The 20,714-nt window shown below is 56.3% G+C and carries 17 protein-coding genes and 3 tRNA genes; 9 read left to right on the top strand and 11 right to left on the bottom strand.

Annotated elements, in window-relative coordinates:
* Positions 1–99 precede the first annotated feature (99 nt).
* From miaA to nnr, 5 genes are read right to left on the bottom strand one after another with little or no spacing between them, the layout of a single operon-like run.
* Positions 100–1,041: a tRNA (adenosine(37)-N6)-dimethylallyltransferase MiaA gene (miaA, locus tag QOT07_RS01670; protein WP_283602458.1), complete on the bottom strand. Its 942-nt coding sequence runs from the start codon at positions 1,039–1,041 to the stop codon at positions 100–102.
* Positions 1,034–2,911 (bottom strand): DNA mismatch repair endonuclease MutL, encoded by a 1,878-nt coding sequence (gene mutL, locus QOT07_RS01665; protein WP_262261522.1) that lies wholly within the window; start codon positions 2,909–2,911, stop codon positions 1,034–1,036. The genes miaA and mutL overlap by 8 nt, the downstream gene beginning before the upstream one ends.
* 22 nt (positions 2,912–2,933) lie before the next feature.
* Positions 2,934–4,733 (bottom strand): N-acetylmuramoyl-L-alanine amidase AmiB, encoded by a 1,800-nt coding sequence (gene amiB / locus QOT07_RS01660; protein WP_283602457.1) that lies wholly within the window; start codon positions 4,731–4,733, stop codon positions 2,934–2,936.
* A gap of 7 nt (positions 4,734–4,740) precedes the next feature.
* Positions 4,741–5,211, bottom strand: coding sequence for a tRNA (adenosine(37)-N6)-threonylcarbamoyltransferase complex ATPase subunit type 1 TsaE (gene tsaE / locus QOT07_RS01655; protein WP_283602456.1), 471 nt, complete (start codon positions 5,209–5,211; stop codon positions 4,741–4,743).
* 14 nt (positions 5,212–5,225) lie between these two features.
* Positions 5,226–6,737 (bottom strand): bifunctional ADP-dependent NAD(P)H-hydrate dehydratase/NAD(P)H-hydrate epimerase, encoded by a 1,512-nt coding sequence (nnr, locus tag QOT07_RS01650; RefSeq protein WP_283602455.1) that lies wholly within the window; start codon positions 6,735–6,737, stop codon positions 5,226–5,228.
* Between nnr and queG the strand changes: the two genes are divergently transcribed.
* Positions 6,736–7,875, top strand: a complete 1,140-nt coding sequence (gene queG / locus QOT07_RS01645; protein WP_099064464.1) for a tRNA epoxyqueuosine(34) reductase QueG — start codon at positions 6,736–6,738, stop codon at positions 7,873–7,875. The genes nnr and queG overlap by 2 nt on opposite strands.
* A 298-nt stretch (positions 7,876–8,173) precedes the next feature.
* Here the strand turns inward: queG and QOT07_RS01640 are convergent.
* The 4 genes from QOT07_RS01640 to orn all read right to left on the bottom strand — a co-directional run bounded on the left by QOT07_RS01640 (position 8,174) and on the right by orn (position 9,270).
* Positions 8,174–8,249 (bottom strand) — tRNA-Gly (locus QOT07_RS01640).
* Between the two features lie 54 nt (positions 8,250–8,303).
* Positions 8,304–8,379, bottom strand: a tRNA-Gly gene (locus QOT07_RS01635).
* A 65-nt stretch (positions 8,380–8,444) separates the two neighbouring features.
* Positions 8,445–8,520 (bottom strand) — tRNA-Gly (locus tag QOT07_RS01630).
* 204 nt (positions 8,521–8,724) lie between these two features.
* Positions 8,725–9,270 carry an oligoribonuclease gene (gene orn / locus QOT07_RS01625; RefSeq protein WP_085119392.1) on the bottom strand — a complete coding sequence of 182 codons (546 nt, stop codon included), beginning with the start codon at positions 9,268–9,270 and terminating at the stop codon, positions 8,725–8,727.
* Positions 9,271–9,453: 183 nt separating this feature from the next.
* On the opposite strand from orn, the gene rsgA reads away from it, so the two are divergent.
* The 3 genes from rsgA to mscM all read left to right on the top strand — a co-directional run bounded on the left by rsgA (position 9,454) and on the right by mscM (position 14,836).
* Complete coding sequence (rsgA, locus tag QOT07_RS01620; protein ID WP_283602454.1) at positions 9,454–10,503, top strand: small ribosomal subunit biogenesis GTPase RsgA; 1,050 nt, start codon at positions 9,454–9,456, stop codon at positions 10,501–10,503.
* 75 nt (positions 10,504–10,578) lie between these two features.
* Positions 10,579–11,475 (top strand): archaetidylserine decarboxylase, encoded by an 897-nt coding sequence (gene asd, locus QOT07_RS01615; RefSeq protein WP_261416201.1) that lies wholly within the window; start codon positions 10,579–10,581, stop codon positions 11,473–11,475.
* A 13-nt stretch (positions 11,476–11,488) separates the two neighbouring features.
* Positions 11,489–14,836 carry a miniconductance mechanosensitive channel MscM gene (mscM, locus tag QOT07_RS01610; protein WP_283602453.1) on the top strand — a complete coding sequence of 1,116 codons (3,348 nt, stop codon included), beginning with the start codon at positions 11,489–11,491 and terminating at the stop codon, positions 14,834–14,836.
* 191 nt (positions 14,837–15,027) lie between these two features.
* On the opposite strand, the gene epmA is transcribed toward mscM, so the two are convergent.
* Entirely contained in the window at positions 15,028–16,005 is a 978-nt protein-coding gene (gene epmA / locus QOT07_RS01605) for an elongation factor P--(R)-beta-lysine ligase (RefSeq protein WP_283602452.1), read from the bottom strand.
* A gap of 386 nt (positions 16,006–16,391) precedes the next feature.
* Here epmA and frdA point away from each other — a divergent pair, with 386 nt between their 5' ends.
* From frdA to blc, 5 genes are all read left to right on the top strand, one after another.
* A complete protein-coding gene (frdA, locus tag QOT07_RS01600; protein WP_207978128.1) occupies positions 16,392–18,188 on the top strand; it encodes a fumarate reductase (quinol) flavoprotein subunit in 1,797 nt (598 codons plus the stop codon).
* On the top strand, positions 18,181–18,915 hold the full coding sequence (locus tag QOT07_RS01595) for a succinate dehydrogenase/fumarate reductase iron-sulfur subunit (RefSeq protein WP_085119384.1): 735 nt from the start codon (positions 18,181–18,183) through the stop codon (positions 18,913–18,915). Before frdA ends, QOT07_RS01595 begins: the two co-directional genes overlap by 8 nt.
* 15 nt (positions 18,916–18,930) lie before the next feature.
* Complete coding sequence (frdC, locus tag QOT07_RS01590; RefSeq protein WP_085119382.1) at positions 18,931–19,323, top strand: fumarate reductase subunit FrdC; 393 nt, start codon at positions 18,931–18,933, stop codon at positions 19,321–19,323.
* A gap of 12 nt (positions 19,324–19,335) precedes the next feature.
* Positions 19,336–19,695, top strand: a complete 360-nt coding sequence (frdD, locus tag QOT07_RS01585) for a fumarate reductase subunit FrdD (RefSeq protein ID WP_085119381.1) — start codon at positions 19,336–19,338, stop codon at positions 19,693–19,695.
* 87 nt (positions 19,696–19,782) lie between these two features.
* A complete protein-coding gene (gene blc / locus QOT07_RS01580) occupies positions 19,783–20,316 on the top strand; it encodes an outer membrane lipoprotein Blc (protein WP_283602451.1) in 534 nt (177 codons plus the stop codon).
* Here blc and sugE read toward each other — a convergent pair.
* On the bottom strand, positions 20,310–20,627 hold the full coding sequence (gene sugE, locus QOT07_RS01575; RefSeq protein ID WP_017891350.1) for a quaternary ammonium compound efflux SMR transporter SugE: 318 nt from the start codon (positions 20,625–20,627) through the stop codon (positions 20,310–20,312). The two genes, blc and sugE, sit on opposite strands and share 7 nt — an antisense overlap.
* Positions 20,628–20,714 lie beyond the last annotated feature (87 nt).

The following is a 20,714-nucleotide window of genomic DNA, read 5'->3' as shown; positions in this document are numbered from 1 at the left end:
TTTGCTTGTTGTTTTTAACTAAGAACCTGTCGGCTCTAAAATAAACGACCTAAAAAATTTGCGCGCTGAATACTCATCAATTGTACACAATCACTCAACCTATGCACTAACAACCTGTATTACCGAGTCCAAAGCCTCTCCCGGCTTCTCGCTGTCCAGCCAATGTACCGAGTCCCAGCCTCGTAACCAGGTCATTTGGCGCTTGGCCAACTGACGCGTTGCGCAAATACCACGATAAACCATCTCATCGTAACTAATCTCGCCAGACAAATATGACCACATCTGGCGATAACCGACACAGCGAATGGAAGGCAAATCCGTATGCAAATCACCCCGTGCAAAAAGTGCACGCGCTTCCGTTTCAAAACCTGCCGCCAACATTTGATGGTACCGCAGCTCGATACGTTGATGAATCAACTCACGGCTGGTCGGTGCTATCGCAAATTGGTGAACATGATACGGCAACGATTCACCCGAAATTTTAGTCAGTTCCGTTAAAGTTTTACCCGAAATAAAAAAAACTTCCAGTGCTCTGGACAGTCTCTGCGGATCATTCGGATGAATTCTCAATGCCGCAACCGGGTCAATCTCTTGTAACTGACGGTGTAAAACGTCCCAACCCTGCTCTGCCGCCTGCTGTTCGATGCGTTCGCGCACCGCCGGATCGGCGGGCGGCAACGGCGATAATCCTTCCAGCAACGCCTTGAAATAAAGCATGGTGCCCCCCACCAGCAGCGGGATACGCCCGGCAGCGGTAATGGCAGCCATTTCTTTCAGTGCGTCGGCACGAAAATCCGCAGCGGAGTAGGCTTCGGCAGGATCGTGTATATCAATCAGCCGATGCGGCGCCTGCGCCAATTCTTCAGCGCTCGGTTTGGCCGTGCCGATATCCATACCGCGGTAAATCAGCGCGGAATCCACGCTGATCAATTCCACAGGCAGGCGTTCACGCAGCGCGATCGCCAATGCGGTTTTGCCCGAGGCGGTCGGCCCCATGATAAAAATAGCCGGGGGACGTGGTGTCATTTCAGTTTCAATCATGCCTAAGTGCTGCCAGTGCAGCCTGTAAATCAACAGGTTGTAAAAGTCCGCTCGGTGGTGATTTGACCAGCTGCGGGCAAAGTCGTTCAACGTCGGTCAACAATTGTATCGCTTGCGAGGTGTTCCATTGCTCATGTTCGCTCCCTAAATGGCGGGCGAACCAGGTAGCCAATACCGCGGGCGACATCTCCTGATGCTCGGCCAAGTAGCCTAACAGTTCGGGTATCAGTTTTTGTAAATTTTGTTGGCGTAATGGTAAAGGTACTGCGCGCAGCGTCACACGCCCATGATCTGCCTGCAGATCCAGCCCCATTTTTACCAATAGCGGCTGATGGTGCACACAGGCAGCCGCTTCTTGCTTGTTCAACGTCAGCTTGATCGGGATCAGCAGCGGCTGAGGCCGCAAACCTTCTGGCGAAGGATTGAGTTGCGCCTGGCGCAGCCAGCGTTCGGCCACTGGCAGATTAAGCAACATCAATTGCTGACGGTTTTCAATCAGCGCATAGCAGGGAGGGTGGATCATCAGCACCCGGCCGAAACTGTGCTGACTGCCGGCCAGCGGCGTTTCCTGCTCGGTTTTTACCGGAGGGAACAGCGGCTGTTTCGGTGTTTCTTGCCGTAGAGGCTCAGCAGCCGGAGTGGCCTGCAACAGTTTGCTGTACAGCTCACCTTCACGTTTCTGATAACCACTGCCCGAATGATAAGCCGGTTGTGGCGCACGCTCACGCGCGACGGCAGGTTCGGTCGATGCGGTTTCGCGGCGCGGTGCCGGCTGCGAGAAATGGTTGCCACCGGCGGCGACGCGGTTTTCCGGCTGCCAGACTGGTGCAGATGGCTGATCTGTTTCCTCGGCCAGCGGCAGTGGTGCATTGCCAACCTGCTGCAATACGGTGGTTACCGCCTGATAGATAAAGTCGTGCACCAGCCGCGCCTGATGGAAACGCACTTCGTGCTTGGCCGGATGGACATTCACGTCCACCTGATGCGGGTCAACCTCGAGATATAGCACATAAGCCGGCTGCTGGTCGTCTTTCAGTTGATCCTGATAGGCCTGACGGATGGCGTGATTGATCAAACGATCGCGCATCATGCGGCTGTTGACGTAGCAATATTGCATTTCGCCCAGTTGGCGCGCGCCAGCAGGATCGGCCACCCAACCGCGAATGGTCAGATCACCGTGCTGCCAGGATATGTTCAATGCATGCTGTAAAAAAGCCGGTCCACAAATGCTGCCCAGGCGACGCTCGTACTGGCTTTCATCTTTCGCCGCACGATACTGGCGCATCAGTTTGCCATTGTGGCTGAGGTTAATTGCCACATCGAAGCGTGCCAGCGCAATGCGTCGCACCACTTCATCGATATGGCCGAATTCGGTTTTCTCGGTGCGCATAAATTTGCGCCGCGCCGGGGTGTTGTAGAACAGATCCAAAACTTCCAGCGTGCTGCCTGTCGGGTGCGCCGCCGGCTTGACCGTTACTGCCTGGTCACGGCCTTCGGCATAAGCCTGCCAGGCTTCGTTTTGTTCTGCGGTGCGAGAAGTGAGAGTCAAACGGGAAACCGAGCTGATGCTGGCTAAAGCTTCACCGCGAAAGCCGAGGCTGACAATGGCTTCCAAATCGTCGAGGGTGCTGATTTTACTGGTGGCGTGACGGGCCAGCGCCAGAGCCAAATCATCCTTGCCAATACCGCAGCCGTTATCACGGATGCGAATCAGCTTGGCGCCACCGCGTTCGATATCAATATCAATGCGCGTCGCCCCGGCATCCAGACTGTTTTCCACCAGTTCCTTGACCACAGACGCGGGGCGCTCGACCACTTCACCGGCGGCAATCTGGTTGGCAAGCTGGGGCGGTAACACCTGGATGGGCATGCTGACTCCTGTAATGTGGGCACTAGGCCTGCGGAATGGTCAGCGTCCGATCCAGCGGCGCGACGTCCGACTTCAGTTTATTCACGCGTTTCAGGTCGCTAACGCTGACACCATAACGACTGGCAATAGATGTCAAAGTATCACCGCGGGTCACTTTATGCTTCGACGGCTTCTTCACGCTGGGCTTGGCCTTGGCGACCGTGCTGGCAGCGGCAGTTTTACCCGCCGGTACTTTGAGGCGCTGGCCGACCCACACGCCATCCTTCTTCAGCTTGTTCAGCTCACGTAACGCCGCCATGGTGGTGCCATAGCTGTCGGCGATACCGGAGAGCGTTTCCGCCCGCTTCACCACGTGAATCTGTGTTTTGCCGCTAATGCGGCTGCTGCTGGCCGAACTGACGACCGGTGCAGGCTGACTGACGTCTGTTGTTGAGGAGTTAACCGCCGCTGCGACGTCCAGCGGTCGGTTTTCCACCTTTGGGTCGGCTTGTAGCGGATGCGCCAGGAAATAACTGCGCAGGCCGTTATGGATCGCCTTGGCAATTTTTTCCTGATACGCGCTACTGCCGAGCAGCCGCTCCTCCGTGCTATTACTGATAAATCCTGTTTCCACCAGCAATGATGGAATGTCCGGCGAACGCAACACGCCAAGGCTGGCATGTTCCGGACGACGTTTATGCAATGAACCGACGCTTTGCAACTGCTGCAAGACTTTAACCGCGACATCGTAACCCACGCGTTGCGAGTGACCGAACTGCAGATCCAGCACCGCCTGGCTCAGGTAAGGGTCCGCCTGGCTGTTGGCCAGCAGATCACCCGCCCCACCCAGTAATTCAGACTGTTTCTCATGCTGTTCCAGCCAGCCCGCCATCTCACTGTTGGCACGGCGGTTGGACAACACCCAAACCGAGGCCCCGTTGGCACTGCGGTTTGGTGCAGCATCGGCGTGAATGGAGATCAGCACGTTTGCGCCCTGCTTACGCGCCACGTCGGAACGTCCCATCACCGAGATGAAGTAGTCGCCATTACGCGTTAAGACCGGTTTGAACTGAGGATCGGCATCCAGCAACGCCTGCAGGCGACGAGCGATGGCAATAGTGACATTTTTCTCTTTCAGGCCGTTCGGCCCGATGGCACCCGGATCCTGACCGCCGTGACCGGCATCAATCGCCACCACGACCCGATCGCCGGAACCTGCGGAAACGCGGCTGCTACGCGGCGTAACTTCCGATGCGGTACCTGCAACCACGGTTGGCTTATTGGTGAAGGGGTTCGAACCACTCGGCGCTTTACGCACCGGGACTGGCTCAGGCTCAGGTTCACTCACCACCTGCGCTTTGCGCACTGGCTGGCTCACGGCCACCGGAGCAGGCACCGGCACCGGGGCTTTACGCACGACATTTGTATTCGCACGGCCTTCCGCGGCAATGGTAAACACCACGGTATAGATACTGCCGCTCTGGCGTGTCGCCACCCGGGTCTTCGCGCGCTGGGTCAGATCAAACACCAACCGCACGCTCTGGGCATCTTTCGGCGTACTGGAGCGAATGCTTTTCACCAGGTTTTGTCCGCTAAAATTCAGCGGCAGACCGCCAACTTTGCCTTTCTGGTTAACGTCCAGGACCACCCGGTCAGGTCCGTGCAAAGGGAAGAAGGCATAATCCGGCGGACCATTGAAGCTCACCGAAACCGTAGCTTCGCGCTGGGCATTGGTGACTTTAATATCAGACAGCGACGATGCCGCCAGCGCACTGGCCGCACCCAAGGGCCCCAATACGGCGATCAGGGCGATTACGAGTAGTTTTCTCAACGCATACGTCATTGCGGCGTCATTCCTGTGGCCCGTGAATACGGTCTAAAAGCTGGCTGCCGTAGGCGGAAACCGCCTGAATTTTTGCCTCTCGCCCCTGATCCTGATAGCTGAGATACAGTTCCAGATCCGGCTCCGGCAATACGCCCGTGCCCTGCTGTGGCCATTCCACCAGGCAAATGGCATCCTGCGCAAAATAATCGCGAATACCCATAAATTCGAGTTCTTCCGGATCGGCTAAGCGATACAGATCAAAATGATACACCGCCAGCGGTTGCAGCGCATACGGCTCCACCAGCGTGTAAGTTGGGCTTTTAACGTTGCCCTGATGCCCCAATGCCTGCAGGAAACCTCGGCTGAAGGTGGTTTTACCGGCACCCAGGTCTCCGTAAAGATAAATTACGCTGGCACGATCGCACGCCTTAGCCAAGACGGCTCCCAATGCGACAGTCGCTGCCTCATCCGGCAGAGGTAAAACGAGTTCTTTCATTCGATAGTTTCTATTTATGCCAACTCAGGATTAACGTAATAAGGAATTTCAGGCAGTAAATCACTCGCCAGCATCCCCCTGATTCCTTGTCTTGCCGCCACGCGATCGGCAGCTGCGCCATGCACCACACATCCGGCACAGGCAGCATCATACAGCGAGAGCTTTTGCCCCAGCAAACCGCCGATGATGCCCGACAGGACATCACCCATCCCGCCAGAAGCCATGCCGGCATTGCCGACGTCGGCGATCGCCATTTGGCCTTGCCGATCGGCAATCAGCGTGCCGGCGCCTTTCAGCACGGCTACGCCACCGTATTGCGCCACCAGGTTACGCACTGCAAGTAAGCGATCACTCTCAATCTCGGCGGTACGGCACCCCAGCAGGCGTGCCGCCTCCCCAGGATGCGGGGTAATCACACGATTCTGACGCTTCTCGGGGTTTAATGCCAGTAAGTTAAGCGCATCCGCGTCCCATAACGCCGGTTTATCACTGGCTTGCAATACTTTCAGCGCATTCCTACCCCATTCTCCCTGGCCTAATCCCGGCCCCACGACCAGCACATCAGCCCACTCGAGTGCCTGTTGCAGCGTCTCGTCACTCAAAGGCTGCACCATCAGCTCAGGTCTGGCGGTCAGCAAGGGTCCAACATGCTCAATGTGAGTGAGTACTCGCACTAATCCGGCACCGCTGCGTAAGGCCGCTTCTGCCGCCATGCGTATCGCGCCGCCAAAGCCGTGATCGCCACCGACCACCAGCAGACGCCCTTGTTCACCTTTATGTGAGCAGGGACGACGCGGTTTCAGCCACTGGGGCAAGGACTCGGCAGTAAGCCGCTGAATCGGTGTCGGTTGCTTCGCCAACCAGCCAGATAATCCTAGCGTACTCTGGTGAAGTTGCCCGACCCAGTCACGAGCCTGACCGGTCAACAGGCCCGGTTTGAGGGCAATAAACGTCATCGTGTGCCTGGCGCGGATCACCGCCCCAGGCGCAGCGCCGCTTTCAGCCAACAGGCCAGAGGGAATGTCGAGTGCGATAACCGGTGCGGGGTGGCGATTAGCGGTTTCAATCAGGGCATGGTACGGCGCTCGTGGTGCGCTGCTCAACCCGGTGCCAAGCAGGCCGTCGATAATCAGGTCGATGCTTTCCGGCCAACGGCTCTCAGCCGGAAGAATTTCGCCGCCAGCGGCCAGCCAGGCCTGTCGTGCTTCGGCAGCTTCAGGCGGCAGTGGGCGCGTGCCTTCGCAGGCGATCAGACTAACTTTGACACCAGCCGCCGCTGCCAGCCTGGCGACCACGTAACCGTCACCGCCATTGTTGCCATGACCGCACAGCACCAGCCAGTGGTGGCCGGCCGGGTATTGGTCAAGCGCCAGGGTATAAGCGGCCTCTCCGGCACGTTGCATCAGTTGGTATAGTGAAATACCTTGCGAGGCGGCGGCGCTGGCTTCCGCACGCCGGATCCAGTCCGCAGACCAGACAGAGTGTGATAAACTGTCAGAGTATTGTTTTTCACTGTGGCCCGTCATGACTCACCCCCTCGATCTCAATCAGCTAGCCCAACATATCAAGCAATGGGGCCAATCGCTAGGATTCCAGCAGGTAGGCATCTGCGACACCGATCTCAGCGCGGAAGAGCCTAAACTACAGGCCTGGCTGGACAAACAATACCACGGCGAAATGGAATGGATGGCGCGCCACGGCATGCTGCGCGCCCGGCCTCATGAGTTACTGCCCGGCACACTGCGTGTCATCAGCGTACGCATGAACTACCTGCCGGCCAAAGCGGCCTTTGCCAGCACATTACAAAACCCTGAATTGGGTTATGTCAGCCGCTATGCACTGGGGCGGGACTATCACAAACTGCTGCGCCAACGGCTGAAAAAGCTCGGCGACCAGATCCAGGCCTATTGCGGCGAGCTAAATTTTCGCCCTTTTGTTGACTCCGCACCGGTGATGGAACGCGCCTTGGCCTCCAAGGCCGGGATTGGCTGGGTTGGTAAACACTCACTTATTCTCAATCGCGAAGCCGGTTCCTGGTTCTTTCTCGGCGAACTGCTGATCGATCTGCCCCTGCCGGTAGACAAGCCGCAACAGGAACAATGTGGCCGCTGCGTGGCCTGCATCACCACCTGCCCGACCGGCGCCATCGTCGCGCCCTACACCGTGGACGCCCGACGCTGCATCTCCTACCTCACCATCGAGCTGGAGGGTGCGATCCCGGAAGAGTTCCGCCCACTGTTAGGCAACCGTATTTACGGCTGCGATGATTGCCAACTGATCTGCCCGTGGAACCGTTTCTCACAGCTCACCGACGAAGATGACTTCAGCCCACGAGCTGCGTTGCATGCGCCGCAATTGATTGAACTGTTCGATTGGACGGAAGAGAAATTCCTGCGCATTACCGAAGGGTCCGCTATCCGGCGAATCGGCCATTTGCGCTGGTTGCGTAATATTGCCGTGGCATTAGGCAATGCCCCTTATCAGGATGCGATAGTCATTGCGCTGCGCTCCCGGTTGGAACAGGACGCCATGCTGGACGAACATATTCATTGGGCGCTGGAGCAGCAGTTGGGACGGCGCGAGGCACAGGGTATAGAAGTACAGACAACGCAGAAAAAACGATTGATTCGGGCTGTGGAAAAAGGATTACCGAGGGATGCCTAAACCCTTACTTCCGGGCCCAACAGTCACTCTGTGGATTTGTGCATAAAAATAAAAATGCTTTGTCTTTCAAGTGCAACAAAAAGAGCAAGTGATCGGTATAACGTTTTTCGATAAATAAAAATGCTTACGAATCAATGCAATAAATATTTCATTTCTGTGGCGTTGATTTTTTGAGCTGAGGGTATTATGTACGCTACCTGTGGATAAGTCTGTTTACAACATTTCGACAGGGTATGTATAACGGGACAAGAAGCCGCGCCGATAAAGGCGTTGGACTAAGTTAAACCGAAGATAAAATTGGAGCGGGAAACGAGACTCGAACTCGCGACCCCGACCTTGGCAAGGTCGTGCTCTACCAACTGAGCTATTCCCGCATTGAGATGCTTGTGCATCCGGCCATCAAACAACAACATGGCCTTTGAATTTTTTGGAGCGGGAAACGAGACTCGAACTCGCGACCCCGACCTTGGCAAGGTCGTGCTCTACCAACTGAGCTATTCCCGCGTCGCATGGGTACTACTTGATACTTTTTTTATTCATCACGCCACATAAAGCAGCATTGTTGAATTTGGAGCGGGAAACGAGACTCGAACTCGCGACCCCGACCTTGGCAAGGTCGTGCTCTACCAACTGAGCTATTCCCGCCCGGCGTAACGATGTCGGAACTAAACGAAATTCTTCATCGGTACGGGGTGCGCATTATACGAGAAATCCTTTCTGCCGCAAGCCCCTGAAAGCAAAAAAACACGTTTTTTGTTTGATTGCCGATTAAAGCGCCAAACTGGCTAATTAAGCGGCGGGATCGGCCGCTTTTGACAAGACGCCCCCGGTTATGGGGCCGTGCATCCATTACAACTTAATGAAATGCTCACGGTAATAGGCCAATTCGCCCACCGACTCACGGATATCATCCATTGCCTGATGAGTGCCCTGCTTTTTAAAACCGCTGAGAATTTCCGGCTTCCAACGACGCGCCAGCTCTTTCAAAGTACTGACGTCCAGATAGCGGTAATGGAAGTAGGCTTCCAGCTCAGGCATATAACGGAACAGGAAACGGCGGTCCTGGCCCACACTGTTACCGCAGATCGGTGATTTACCTGCCGGCACCCACTGCTGCAGGAAGGCAATGGTGGCCAGCTCGGCGGCATGATCATCGAATTGGCTGGCCTTCACCCGCTCCACCAACCCACTGCCGGTATGAGTGCGCACGTTCCAGTCATCCATCAGGCCAAGCTGCTCATCGGATTGATGCACGGCGATCACCGGCCCTTCCGCAAGAATGTTCAGATTGGCGTCAGTGACCAATGTAGCGATCTCGATGATACGATCGCGTTCAGGATCCAATCCGGTCATCTCCAGATCGATCCAAATCAGGTTATTTTCGTTTCCTGTCATGATATTTCCTGCGTAAAAGCCAAAAGATAAACAAACTGCAGACAAGGCGGCGACCGGCGCTGGCTATTTACCGACGGAGGTCCGCTGCGCGTAGCGGCTAACAACGGTTATTTAATATAAAATAGCGTGTATCATAGTCGTTTTGGTCGCCATGAGCGATAAAGCGGATTCAAGTGAGGCGCAGTGAGCAAGAACAAACTGTCCAAAGGTCAAGAACGCCGCGTGCAGGCGAACCATCAACGTCGCCTGAAACGCACTGATAAGAAACCGGAATTGGATGATTCCCAGCTGGGCGAGCCGCAAGACGGCATCGTCATCAGCCGTTTCGGCATGCACGCCGACGTTGAAGCCGCGGATGGCACCCAGCACCGCTGCAATATCCGCCGGACATTGCGTTCGCTGGTGACCGGCGATCGCGTAGTGTGGCGCCCAGGTGTCGGCACCCATGCAGGGGTCAAAGGCATCGTCGAGGCCGTGCATGAACGCACTTCCGTCCTGAATCGTCCCGACATTTACGACGGCGTGAAACCCATCGCTGCCAATATCGATCAGATCGTCATCGTTTCCGCGATCCTGCCAGAGCTGTCACTGAATATGATCGACCGCTACCTGGTGGCTTGTGAAACACTGGAGGTCGAACCGCTGATCGTACTGAACAAAATCGATCTGCTGGATGCCGAAGCACGCAAGCACGTCGACGGCATGATGGATATCTATCGCCATATCGGCTATCGGGTGTTGGAAGTCTCCAGCCAGACGCGTGAAGGCATGGAGGCGTTTGAACAAGCGCTGGTTGATCGCATCAGTATCTTTGCCGGCCAGTCCGGGGTGGGCAAATCCAGCCTGTTGAATGCTCTGCTGCCACCGAGCGATAAGCAAATTCTGGTAAATCAGGTTTCCGATGTCTCAGGCCTCGGGCAACATACCACCACCGCCGCGCGGCTGTACCATTTCCAGCACGGCGGCGATGTGATCGATTCACCGGGTGTGCGTGAGTTTGGTCTGTGGCATCTGGAGCCGGAACAAGTGACTCAAGCCTATGTCGAATTCCGTGACTATTTGGGCGGATGCAAATTCCGCGACTGCCGCCACGACACCGACCCAGGCTGCGCCATCCGCGAAGCGATGGAGAAAGGCGATATCGCGAAAGAGCGTTTTGAAAACTACCATCGCATTCTGGAAAGCATGGCATCCGTGAAGGTTCGCAAGAACTTTACCGACGCCGCAGGCTGATAATACCGGGCGGCGTTGACTGTGGCGGAGCCACGGTTACAATGCGCGCCCTTTACCCCGATTCACGAGGTTAATGTGCTGGATAGCATCAAAATTAAATTGCAGTATTGGTTACCCAAGCTGGCGCTGACCCGTCTGGCTGGCTGGGGCGCGGATAAAAAAGCCGGTTGGCTGACCCAGTTGGTACTGAAGGCATTCGCCCGTTACTACCGTGTAAATATGCAAGAGTCGCAACACCCAGAGCTGAGTTCTTACGCCAGCTTCAACGAATTCTTTGTGCGCCCGCTGCGTGATGGCGCGCGTCCTATCATCAGCGATGCCAACTGGCTGGCGCTGCCTGCCGACGGTGCGATTAGCCAACTCGGCCCAATCAACGACGACCAGATTTTCCAGGCAAAAGGCCATTACTACAGCCTGGAAGCACTGCTGGCCGGCAACTACATGCTGGCCGAGCCGTTCCGCAATGGCCTGTTCGCCACCACTTACCTGGCACCGCGTGATTATCACCGCGTGCATATGCCGTGCGACGGCGTGCTGCGCGAAATGATTTACGTCCCGGGCGACCTGTTTTCCGTCAACCCGCTGACTGCCGCCAACGTGCCAAATCTGTTTGCCCGCAATGAGCGTGTGATCTGCGTATTCGATACCGCCATCGGCCCCATGGTGCAAATCCTGGTGGGTGCCACCATCGTTGGCAGCATCGAAACCGTTTGGGCCGGCACCGTTACGCCACCGCGCGAAGGCGTTATCAAACGCTGGACCTATCCGGCAGAAGGCACTGAAGGCGCTATCGCACTGGAGAAAGGGGCAGAAATGGGCCGCTTCAAGCTGGGCTCAACGGTCATCAACCTGTTTACCCCAGGCAGCGTGCAGTTTGCCCCGCAGTTGAACAACGGCACCGTAACCCGCATGGGCGAGGCCTTCGCAGAAATCCCGGCTGTACCTGCCGCCGCACAAACACCGCAGATCTAAGGGAATTGATACTGTGCGCCTGATTATCACGCTATTGCTCGGTTGTTTATTGTCTCAATCGGTGCTGGCCGCCACGGTGCCTACCGAAAATCAGCTTAAACAGGAGCTGAAGCAGGTAGAGAGCACCAAGAACGCGCCTAATCAGGCGGAAACCACTGAGGCGCTGCAAAGCGCCCTTAACTGGTTATCGGAACGCAAAGAATCGCTGACCCGCGTTGAGCAGTATCAGCGGGTGATCGACGATTTTCCGAAGATGACGCAGGAACTGCGCCGTCAATTGGTGGTGGAAGACAGTAAGATCCTGCCGAACGGCGATAACCTGCCGGCCAGCGATCTCGAGCAGCAGATCTTGCAAACCAGCAGCCTGCTGCTGGAACAGGCTCGTCTGTTACAGCAGGAACAGGAGCGAACGCGGGAAATCAGCGATTCTCTTGGCCAATTGCCCCAGCAGCAGACCGATGCTCGCCGGGCGCTGACGGAAGTACAGCGCCGCCTGCAGGCTCAGCCCGCCAACCCGACCACCCCGCATGCTCAGGCCGCGCTGGCGTTATTACAAACCGAAGCCGCTGCGCGCAAGGCCAAAGTCGATGAACTCGAACTGGCACAACTGTCGGCCAATAATCGCCAGGAACTGGCGCGGATGCGCGCCGAGGTCTACAAAAAGCGCCACGAGAAAATCGACATCCAGCTGCAGGCGCTGCGTAATAACCTCAATGCCCAGCGGCAGCGTGAAGCCGAACTGGCACTGGAAAAAACCGAGCAGCTGGCCGAGCAGAACGGTGACCTGCCGAAAAGCATCAGCCAGCAGCTACAGATCAACCGCGAGCTTTCCGCCGCGTTGAACAATCAGGCCCAGCGCATGGATCTGATCTCATCCCAACAACGTCAGGCTGCCGCGCAAACGCTGCAGGTGCGCCAGGCATTAAGCACCATTATCGAACAAGCCCAGTGGCTCGGCTCCTCATCGGCGCTAGGTGAAACCCTGCGTGCCCAGGTGGCGACACTGCCGGAAATGCCCAAGCCGCAGCAGTTGGACGGTGATATGGCCCAACTCCGCGTGCAACGGCTGCAGTTTGAAAGCCAGCTGGAGAAGCTCTCACAGCGTGAGTTTAAGCGCGACGACGGCAGTGAGCTGACCAGCGCGGAACGGCGTATCGTTGACGCCCAGTTGCGTACCCAGCGCGAACTGCTGAATTCACTGCTCTCGGGTTGTGATACCCAAATTCTCGAACTGACCAAGCTGAAAGTCGCCAACACCCAGCTGATTGAAGCGCTGAACGAAATCCGGGACGCCACCCACCGCTATCTGTTCTGGGTACCGGACATTAATCCGATCAACCTGTCCTACCCGATTAACGTGGCGCACGATCTCACCCTGTTACTGTCACTGGATACGCTGTCGCAGCTCGGCGGCGCCTTTATGATGATGGTCACCAGCAAAGAAACGCTGATCCCCATTTTCGGCGCCCTGCTGCTGGTGATTTTCAGCATCAGTTCCCGCAAGCACTACCACGCCTTCCTGACACGCGCCAGCAGCCGGGTGGGCAAAGTCACCCAGGATGAGTTCTTCCTGACGGTACGCACCGTGTTCTGGTCGATTCTGGTGGCGCTGCCGCTGCCGGTACTGTGGGCTGCGCTCGGCTTTGGCCTGCAAAGTGCCTGGAACTACCCGGTAGCCGAAGCCATCGGCAAGGGCGTCACTGCCACGCTGCCAATCTTGTGGGTCTGCATGATCTGCGCCGCCTTCGCCCATCCACAAGGGCTGTTTATCGTGCACTTCCGCTGGCCGGCGAAACAGGTTTCACGCGCCATGCGTTACTACAAGATGTCGATCTGGCTGATCGTGCCGCTGATCATGGCGCTGATCACCTTCGACAGCCTGAAAGAACGCGAATTTGCCAATACCCTCGGCCGACTGTGCTTTATCTTGCTGTGTCTGGCATTGGCTCTTGTGACCAACAGCCTGAAACGTGCCGGGATCCCGCTGTATCTGGACAAGAAAGGCTCCGGCGAGAACATGGTCAACACTGCGCTGTGGGGACTGCTGCTGTCGGCACCGGTTTTGGCAGCGCTGGCCTCGGCCGTCGGCTACCTGACCACTTCACAGGCGCTGCTGGCGCGTCTGGAAACCTCGGTCGCCATCTGGTTCTTCCTGCTGGTGATTTACCATATTATTCGCCGCTGGATGCTGATCCAGCGGCGGCGTATCGCCTTTGACCGTGCCAAGCAGCGCCGCGCCGATATCCTGGCCCAGCGTGCTCGCGGTGAGGAAGAAAGCTCACACACGCCTAACAGTACCGAAGGCTCGATGGACCTGGATGATTCGGAGATCGATCTGGACACCATCAGCGCCCAGTCGTTGCGGCTGGTCCGTTCGATCCTGACGATGATCGCGTTGGTGTCGGTGATCGTGCTGTGGTCAGAGATCCATTCCGCCTTTAGCTTCCTGGAAAATATCACCCTGTGGAACGTCAGCTCGACGGTCAATGGGGTGGATACCGCGCATTCGATTACCCTGGGTGCGGTGTTAATCGCCATTCTGGTGCTGATTGTCACCATGCAGTTGGTACGTAACCTGCCGGCGCTGCTGGAGCTGGCGGTACTGCAACACCTGGATCTGACGCCAGGCACCGGCTATGCCATTACCACCATCACCAAGTACCTGCTGTTGTTGTTCGGCGCCCTGCTCAGCTTCTCGTGGATCGGCATTGAATGGTCGAAACTGCAGTGGGTCGTGACCGCGCTCAGCGTGGGGTTGGGCTTCGGTATGCAGGAGATCTTCTCCAACTTTATCTCCGGCCTGATCATTTTGTTCGAAAAACCGATCCGCATCGGCGATACCGTAACGATCCGCAACCTGACCGGCAGCGTTACCAAGATCAATACTCGCGCCACCACCATTTCAGATTGGGATCGCAAAGAGATCATTGTGCCGAACAAGGCGTTTATCACCGAGCAGTTCATTAACTGGTCGCTGTCGGACAACCTGACCCGTGTAGTACTGACGGTGCCGGCGCCGGGAGAAGCCAACAGCGAAGAGGTGACCAAGATCCTGACCAACGCCGCCGAGCGCTGTTCGCTGGTGTTGGATACCCCGGCACCAGAGGTATATCTGGTCGATCTGCAGCAGGGTATCCAAATCTTTGAGCTGCGTATTTACGCCGCCGAGATGGGTCACCGCATGCCGCTACGCCACGAGATCCATCAGTTGATTCTGGCCGGTTACCGCGAGCATGGCATTACACTGCCATACCCACCGTTCCAGGTACGCAGCGAGACGCTATCGCGCTTGACCAGTAATGGCCGTACTCCGCCGTCAACGCCAGCGCCAAACACCAAACGCGAATCGGGCAGTCTGTAAGCGCAGAATGCAAAAAGGGTTCGGCGTGCAATGCAACACCGAACCCTTTTACCACCACAATATACCCTATGGCTTTCAAGTTGCAGCTAGGCGCCCAGCTCGCTCATCCCCAGGCGCTTACTTGAGTAAGTAACTGGGGTGAGCTAGTGCAGGTAACAACGCTGCAGCTTGAAAGACGACGGGTATCGCGGTTACGCGCGCTCAACCGGGAAGGCAATCACTTCACTCAGGCTCTCGGCCCCCAACGCCAGCATCACCAGGCGGTCAACCCCCAGCGCCACACCGGAGCATTCAGGCATGCCGTGCAGCAAAGCGTCCAGCAGGTTGTTATCAATCGGGTGCTGTGGCAGGCCACGTTCCGCACGCTTGCGGTTGTCCTGTGCAAAGCGCTGACCTTGCTCGCGGCTGTCCGTCAGTTCACGGAAGCCATTCGCCAGCTCAATACCTTTGAAATAGACCTCGAAACGCTCCGCTACCCGGTGATCTTCGGTGCTGATCTCCGCCAGCGATGCCTGGCTGGCCGGGAAGTGATACACGAACGCCGGCTTGTCACGGCCAATGTGCGGCTCCACGCCGACGGTGAACAACAACTGCAACAGCGTATCGCGATCTTCTTCGGTATCGGCAATGTTGCTCAGATCAAGCTTGGCCGCCGCTTCACGTAGCTGCGCCTTCTCCGCTGACAGCGGATCGATATCCAGATGACGCAAGAAAGCTTGCTGATACGACAGAGTTTCCGCGCTATCGCAATCCAGCACCTGCTGCAGCAGATCGTCCACCTCGTTCATCAGCCGGTACATGTCGTAATGCGGACGGTACCACTCCAGCATGGTGAATTCAGGGTTGTGGTGACGGCCGGCTTCCTCATTACGGAAACTACGTCCCATCTGATAGATCGGACCGCTACCCGCCGCCAACAGCCGCTTCATGTGGTATTCCGGGCTGGTCATCATGTACAGCGTCAGGCCATCCGCCGCGCCGGGCCCGACAAAACGCGTCTGGAACGGGAACAGGTGGATATCGGTGACCGTCGCCTGGCTCATGGTTGGCGTCTCAACTTCCAACACGCCACGATCGGCGAAGAAACGCCGGATCTCAGTCAGGATCGCTGCGCGCTTCAACAAATTGGCGATGGGTGCACTTGGCTGCCAGCTTGCCGTTTCGCTCATGGTAATTACTCCGAAATCAAACAGGGGATGCAGTCTACTCGTATCCCGGCATGCAAACAAATTCTTAACAGGCAGGACGCTTTTAACCGGGCTATTAACTGATAAAGCGTTAGTAATAAGGTTAATAAAAGGTGAATAAACGTTAAATCCTGCTGGCAGTAAATTATCCTTCCGGCCAGCGGTTAAAAGGCAAAACAATCGATCACATCAAATTTCTTCTACTTAACTTTAGGTATAGTTAATTCCACATTATTGGTGGGAGATATCTATCCTTAGTGTTAATGCAACGATAATGAACTCAGTTAGTTAGCACCCGAAGAATTTTTATAAATATTAAGCATAGATATTTAATTTGCCGTTCTTAACAAGAATATTGGAGGAATGCAGTGCAAACCTTTAACGCCGATCTTGCCATTATTGGGGCCGGGGGTGCTGGTTTACGTGCGGCAATAGCCGCAGCGGAAGCCAACCCCCAACTGAAAATCGCGCTTATCTCAAAAGTCTACCCGATGCGCAGCCATACGGTGGCCGCTGAAGGAGGCTCCGCCGCCGTCACTCAGGATCACGATAGCTTCGACTACCACTTCAACGACACCGTTGCCGGGGGCGATTGGCTGTGTGAGCAGGATGTGGTCGACCATTTCGTTCACAACTGCCCGCGCGAAATGACCCAACTTGAACAATGGGGCTGCCCATGGAGCCGTAAAGAAGACGGTTCGGTCAACGTACGTCGCTTCGGCGGCATGAAGATTGAACGCACCTGGTTCGCCGCCGACAAAACCGGCTTCCACATGCTGCACACCCTGTTCCAAACCTCCCTCAAATACCCGCAAATCCAGCGTTTCGACGAGCACTTTGTACTGGATATTCTGGTAGATGATGGCCAGGCCCGCGGCCTGGTAGCGATGAACATGATGGAAGGCACTCGCGTACAGATCCGCGCCAATGCCGTGATCATGGCGACCGGCGGTGCCGGCCGCGTGTATCGCTATAACACCAACGGCGGCATCGTCACCGGTGATGGTATGGGCATGGCGTTCCACCACGGCATCCCCCTGCGTGATATGGAGTTCGTCCAATATCACCCTACCGGCCTGCCGGGTTCCGGTATCCTGATGACCGAAGGCTGCCGTGGTGAAGGCGGTATTCTGGTAAACAAAGACGGCTATCGTTACCTGCAGGACTACGGCATGGGTCCGGAAACTCCGCTGGGTGAGCCAAAGAACAAATACATGGAGCTGGGTCCGCGTGACAAAGTCTCGCAGGCCTTCTGGCACGAATGGCGCGCCGGTCGCACCGTCCCTACCCCACGCGGTGATGTGGTCTATCTCGACCTGCGTCACCTGGGTGAGAAGAAACTGCTGGAACGCCTGCCGTTCATCTGTGAACTGGCCAAAGCCTACGTCGGTGTCGATCCGGTGAAAGAGCCGATCCCGGTGCGCCCAACCGCGCACTACACCATGGGCGGCATTGAAACCGATCAAAACTGCGAAACCCGCATCAAGGGGCTGTTTGCCGTCGGCGAATGTTCCTCCGTCGGCCTGCACGGTGCCAACCGCCTGGGTTCCAATTCACTGGCGGAACTGGTGGTGTTCGGCCGGGTAGCCGGTGAGCAAGCCGCTCGCCGCGCGCTGGAAACCGGCCCGGCCAACGGCAGTGCCCTGGATGCACAAGGGCGCGACGTCGAAACCCGGCTGAGCAACCTGATAAAGCAGGAAGGCAACGAAAACTGGGCCAAAATCCGCGACGAGATGGGCATGTCGATGGAAGAAGGCTGCGGTATTTACCGTACACCGGAACTGATGCAGAAAACCGTCGATAAACTGGCTGAGCTGAAAGAACGCTTTAAGCGCGTCAAAATTACCGACAGCTCCAGCGTATTCAATACCGATCTGCTGTACACCATCGAGCTGGGTTACGGGCTGGACGTGGCCGAATGCATGGCACATTCCGCCTTAAACCGCAGAGAGTCCCGCGGCGCTCACCAGCGTCTGGACGAAGGCTGTACCGAACGTGACGACGTGAACTTCCTCAAGCATACGCTGGCGTTCCATAACCCGAACGGCGCACCCCGCCTGGAATACAGCGACGTGAAGATCACCAAACTGCCACCGGCCAAACGTGTGTACGGCGCTGAAGCCGAAGCGCAGGATAAAAAGGATAAGGAGCAGGCAAATGGCTGAGATGAACACGCTGAAAATCGAGGTCATGCGCTATAACCCGGAACGCGACTCTGAGCCGCATTTCGAGACCTTCGCGGTGCCTTATGATGAGCAAACCTCGTTGCTCGACGCCTTGGGCTACATCAAGGATAACCTGGCCCCCGACCTTTCCTACCGCTGGTCATGCCGTATGGCAATCTGCGGCTCGTGCGGCATGATGGTCAACCGGGTGCCGAAGCTGGCCTGTAAAACCTTCCTGCGCGAATATACCGGCGGCATGAAGGTAGAAGCGCTGGGCAACTTCCCGATTGAACGCGATCTGGTGGTCGATATGACCCACTTTATCGAAAGTCTGGAAGCGATTAAGCCTTACATCATCGGCAATAACCGCAAACCGGAAGATGGCCCTAACGTGCAGACGCCGGCGCAGATGGCCAAGTATCACCAGTTCTCCGGTTGCATCAACTGCGGCCTGTGCTATGCCGCTTGCCCGCAGTTCGGTCTGAATCCAGAGTTTATCGGCCCGGCGGCCATCACTCTGGCGCACCGCTACAACCTGGATAACCGCGATCACGGCCAGAAACAGCGTATGGCGCAGCTCAATGGTGAAAACGGCGTCTGGAGTTGTACCTTTGTCGGCTACTGCTCTGAAGTTTGTCCGAAGCACGTCGACCCGGCCGCTGCTATTCAGCAGGGCAAGGTAGAGAGTGCCAAAGACTTCATGATCGCCATGCTGAAGCCGCAATAAGGGAGATAAACAGTAATGACAACACAACGTAAGCCCTATGTGCGCACCATGACGCCGACCTGGTGGCAAAAGCTCGGCTTCTACCGTTTCTATATGCTGCGAGAAAGTACCTCGGTACCGGCAGTCTGGTTCAGTATCGTGCTGATCTACGGTGTCTTTGCGCTGAAAGGCGGCGTGGACAGCTGGGCGGGTTTCGTCGGTTTTCTGCAAAACCCGCTGGTACTGCTGATTAACGTCGTCGCCCTGCTGGCCGCGCTGCTGCATACCAAGACCTGGTTCGATTTGGCGCCGAAAGCCGCCAATATAGTGGTCAACAGCGAGAAAATGGGCCCGGGGCCCATAGTGAAAACGCTGTGGGCGGTGACCCTGATCGCCAGCGTGGTCATCCTGGCCGTGGCCTTGGTGTAATCCGGAGGAAACATGATAAATCAAGCACCTAAACGCTCAGACGAACCGGTTTTCTGGGGATTATTCGGCGCCGGCGGCATGTGGGGAGCGATCATTGCCCCCGCTATCGTACTGTTGGTCGGCATTCTGCTGCCGCTGGGGTTGTTTCCCGGCGATGCGCTGGGCTACGACCGCGTACTGGCATTCTGCCAAAGCCTGATCGGCCGCCTGTTCCTGCTGCTGATGATTATCCTGCCGCTATGGTGCGGTCTTCACCGTATCCACCATGCGATGCATGATCTGAAAATCCATGTGCCGGCCGGCAAATGGGTATTCTACGGCCTGGCTGCAATCCTCAGCGTCGTGACCGTTATCGGCGTAGTGACCCTGTAAACCCCTTCTGGCGGCCCACTTTCGTAGGTCGCCAGCCCTGCCTTTGGGCTACACTGTTTAACTCAATAAGGTAAACAGGAGTCACCCATGCATTTCTGGTCAAAACTTTATGTGATGCTTTCCGCCCTGCTCTCTGTCGCTTGCAGCGTTTCCCCGCCGAAGGACGTCAAAGTAGTGAATAATTTCGACAGCCAGCGCTATCTTGGAACCTGGTACGAAATCGCTCGCCTTGACCACCGCTTCGAACGTGGCCTTGAACAGGTCACCGCCAATTACAGCCCACGCGAAGATGGCGGCCTGAAAGTGATTAACCGTGGCTTTAATACGCAAAAACAACAGTGGCAAGAAAGCACCGGCAAAGCCTATTTCATTGGCTCACCGCAGGTGGCTGCGCTAAAAGTGTCGTTCTTTGGGCCTTTCTATGGCGGGTATAACGTGATTGAGTTGGATACGGATTACCGCTACGCGCTGGTCTGCGGCCCGAACCGGGATTACTTGTGGATCCTGTCGCGCACGCCAGAGCTGGACGCTGCCACACGCGACAGGTTATTACAAACCGCGAAGAACAACGGCTTTGCTATCGATAAGCTGATTTGGGTAAAACAGTCGCAGAATCAGTGACTGCTGAACTTCAGCCCGAGTATGCCAACAACGATCAGGCACAGGCTGAGAATGCGCGCAATATTGGTTGATTCGCCCAGTAACACCATCCCCATAATCGCTGCCCCTACTGCACCAATACCGGTCCATACCGCGTAGGCCGTGCCGGCAGGCAACGTTTTCATCGCATGCGCCAACAACAGCATACTGACCACCATGGCGGCAATAGTGATAAGGCTGGGGGTCAGGCGGGTAAAACCATGGGTGTATTTCAGGCCGATAGCCCAAACCACTTCAAGTAAACCGGCAATAAGCAGAATAATCCAAGCCATGTAACAGGCTCCATTACGATGGGGTCGTCCCCGAATGCAGATGCGTAAACAGGTCGTCCCGTTTAGCGTTGTGATATGCGCAGAGAT

This window comes from Serratia proteamaculans, assembly GCF_949794035.1.
In the GTDB taxonomy this organism is placed as follows: Bacteria; Pseudomonadota; Gammaproteobacteria; order Enterobacterales; family Enterobacteriaceae; genus Serratia; species Serratia proteamaculans.
Note: the sequence above shows the minus strand (reverse complement) of the source record. Positions and strands in the feature narration are given on the sequence as shown.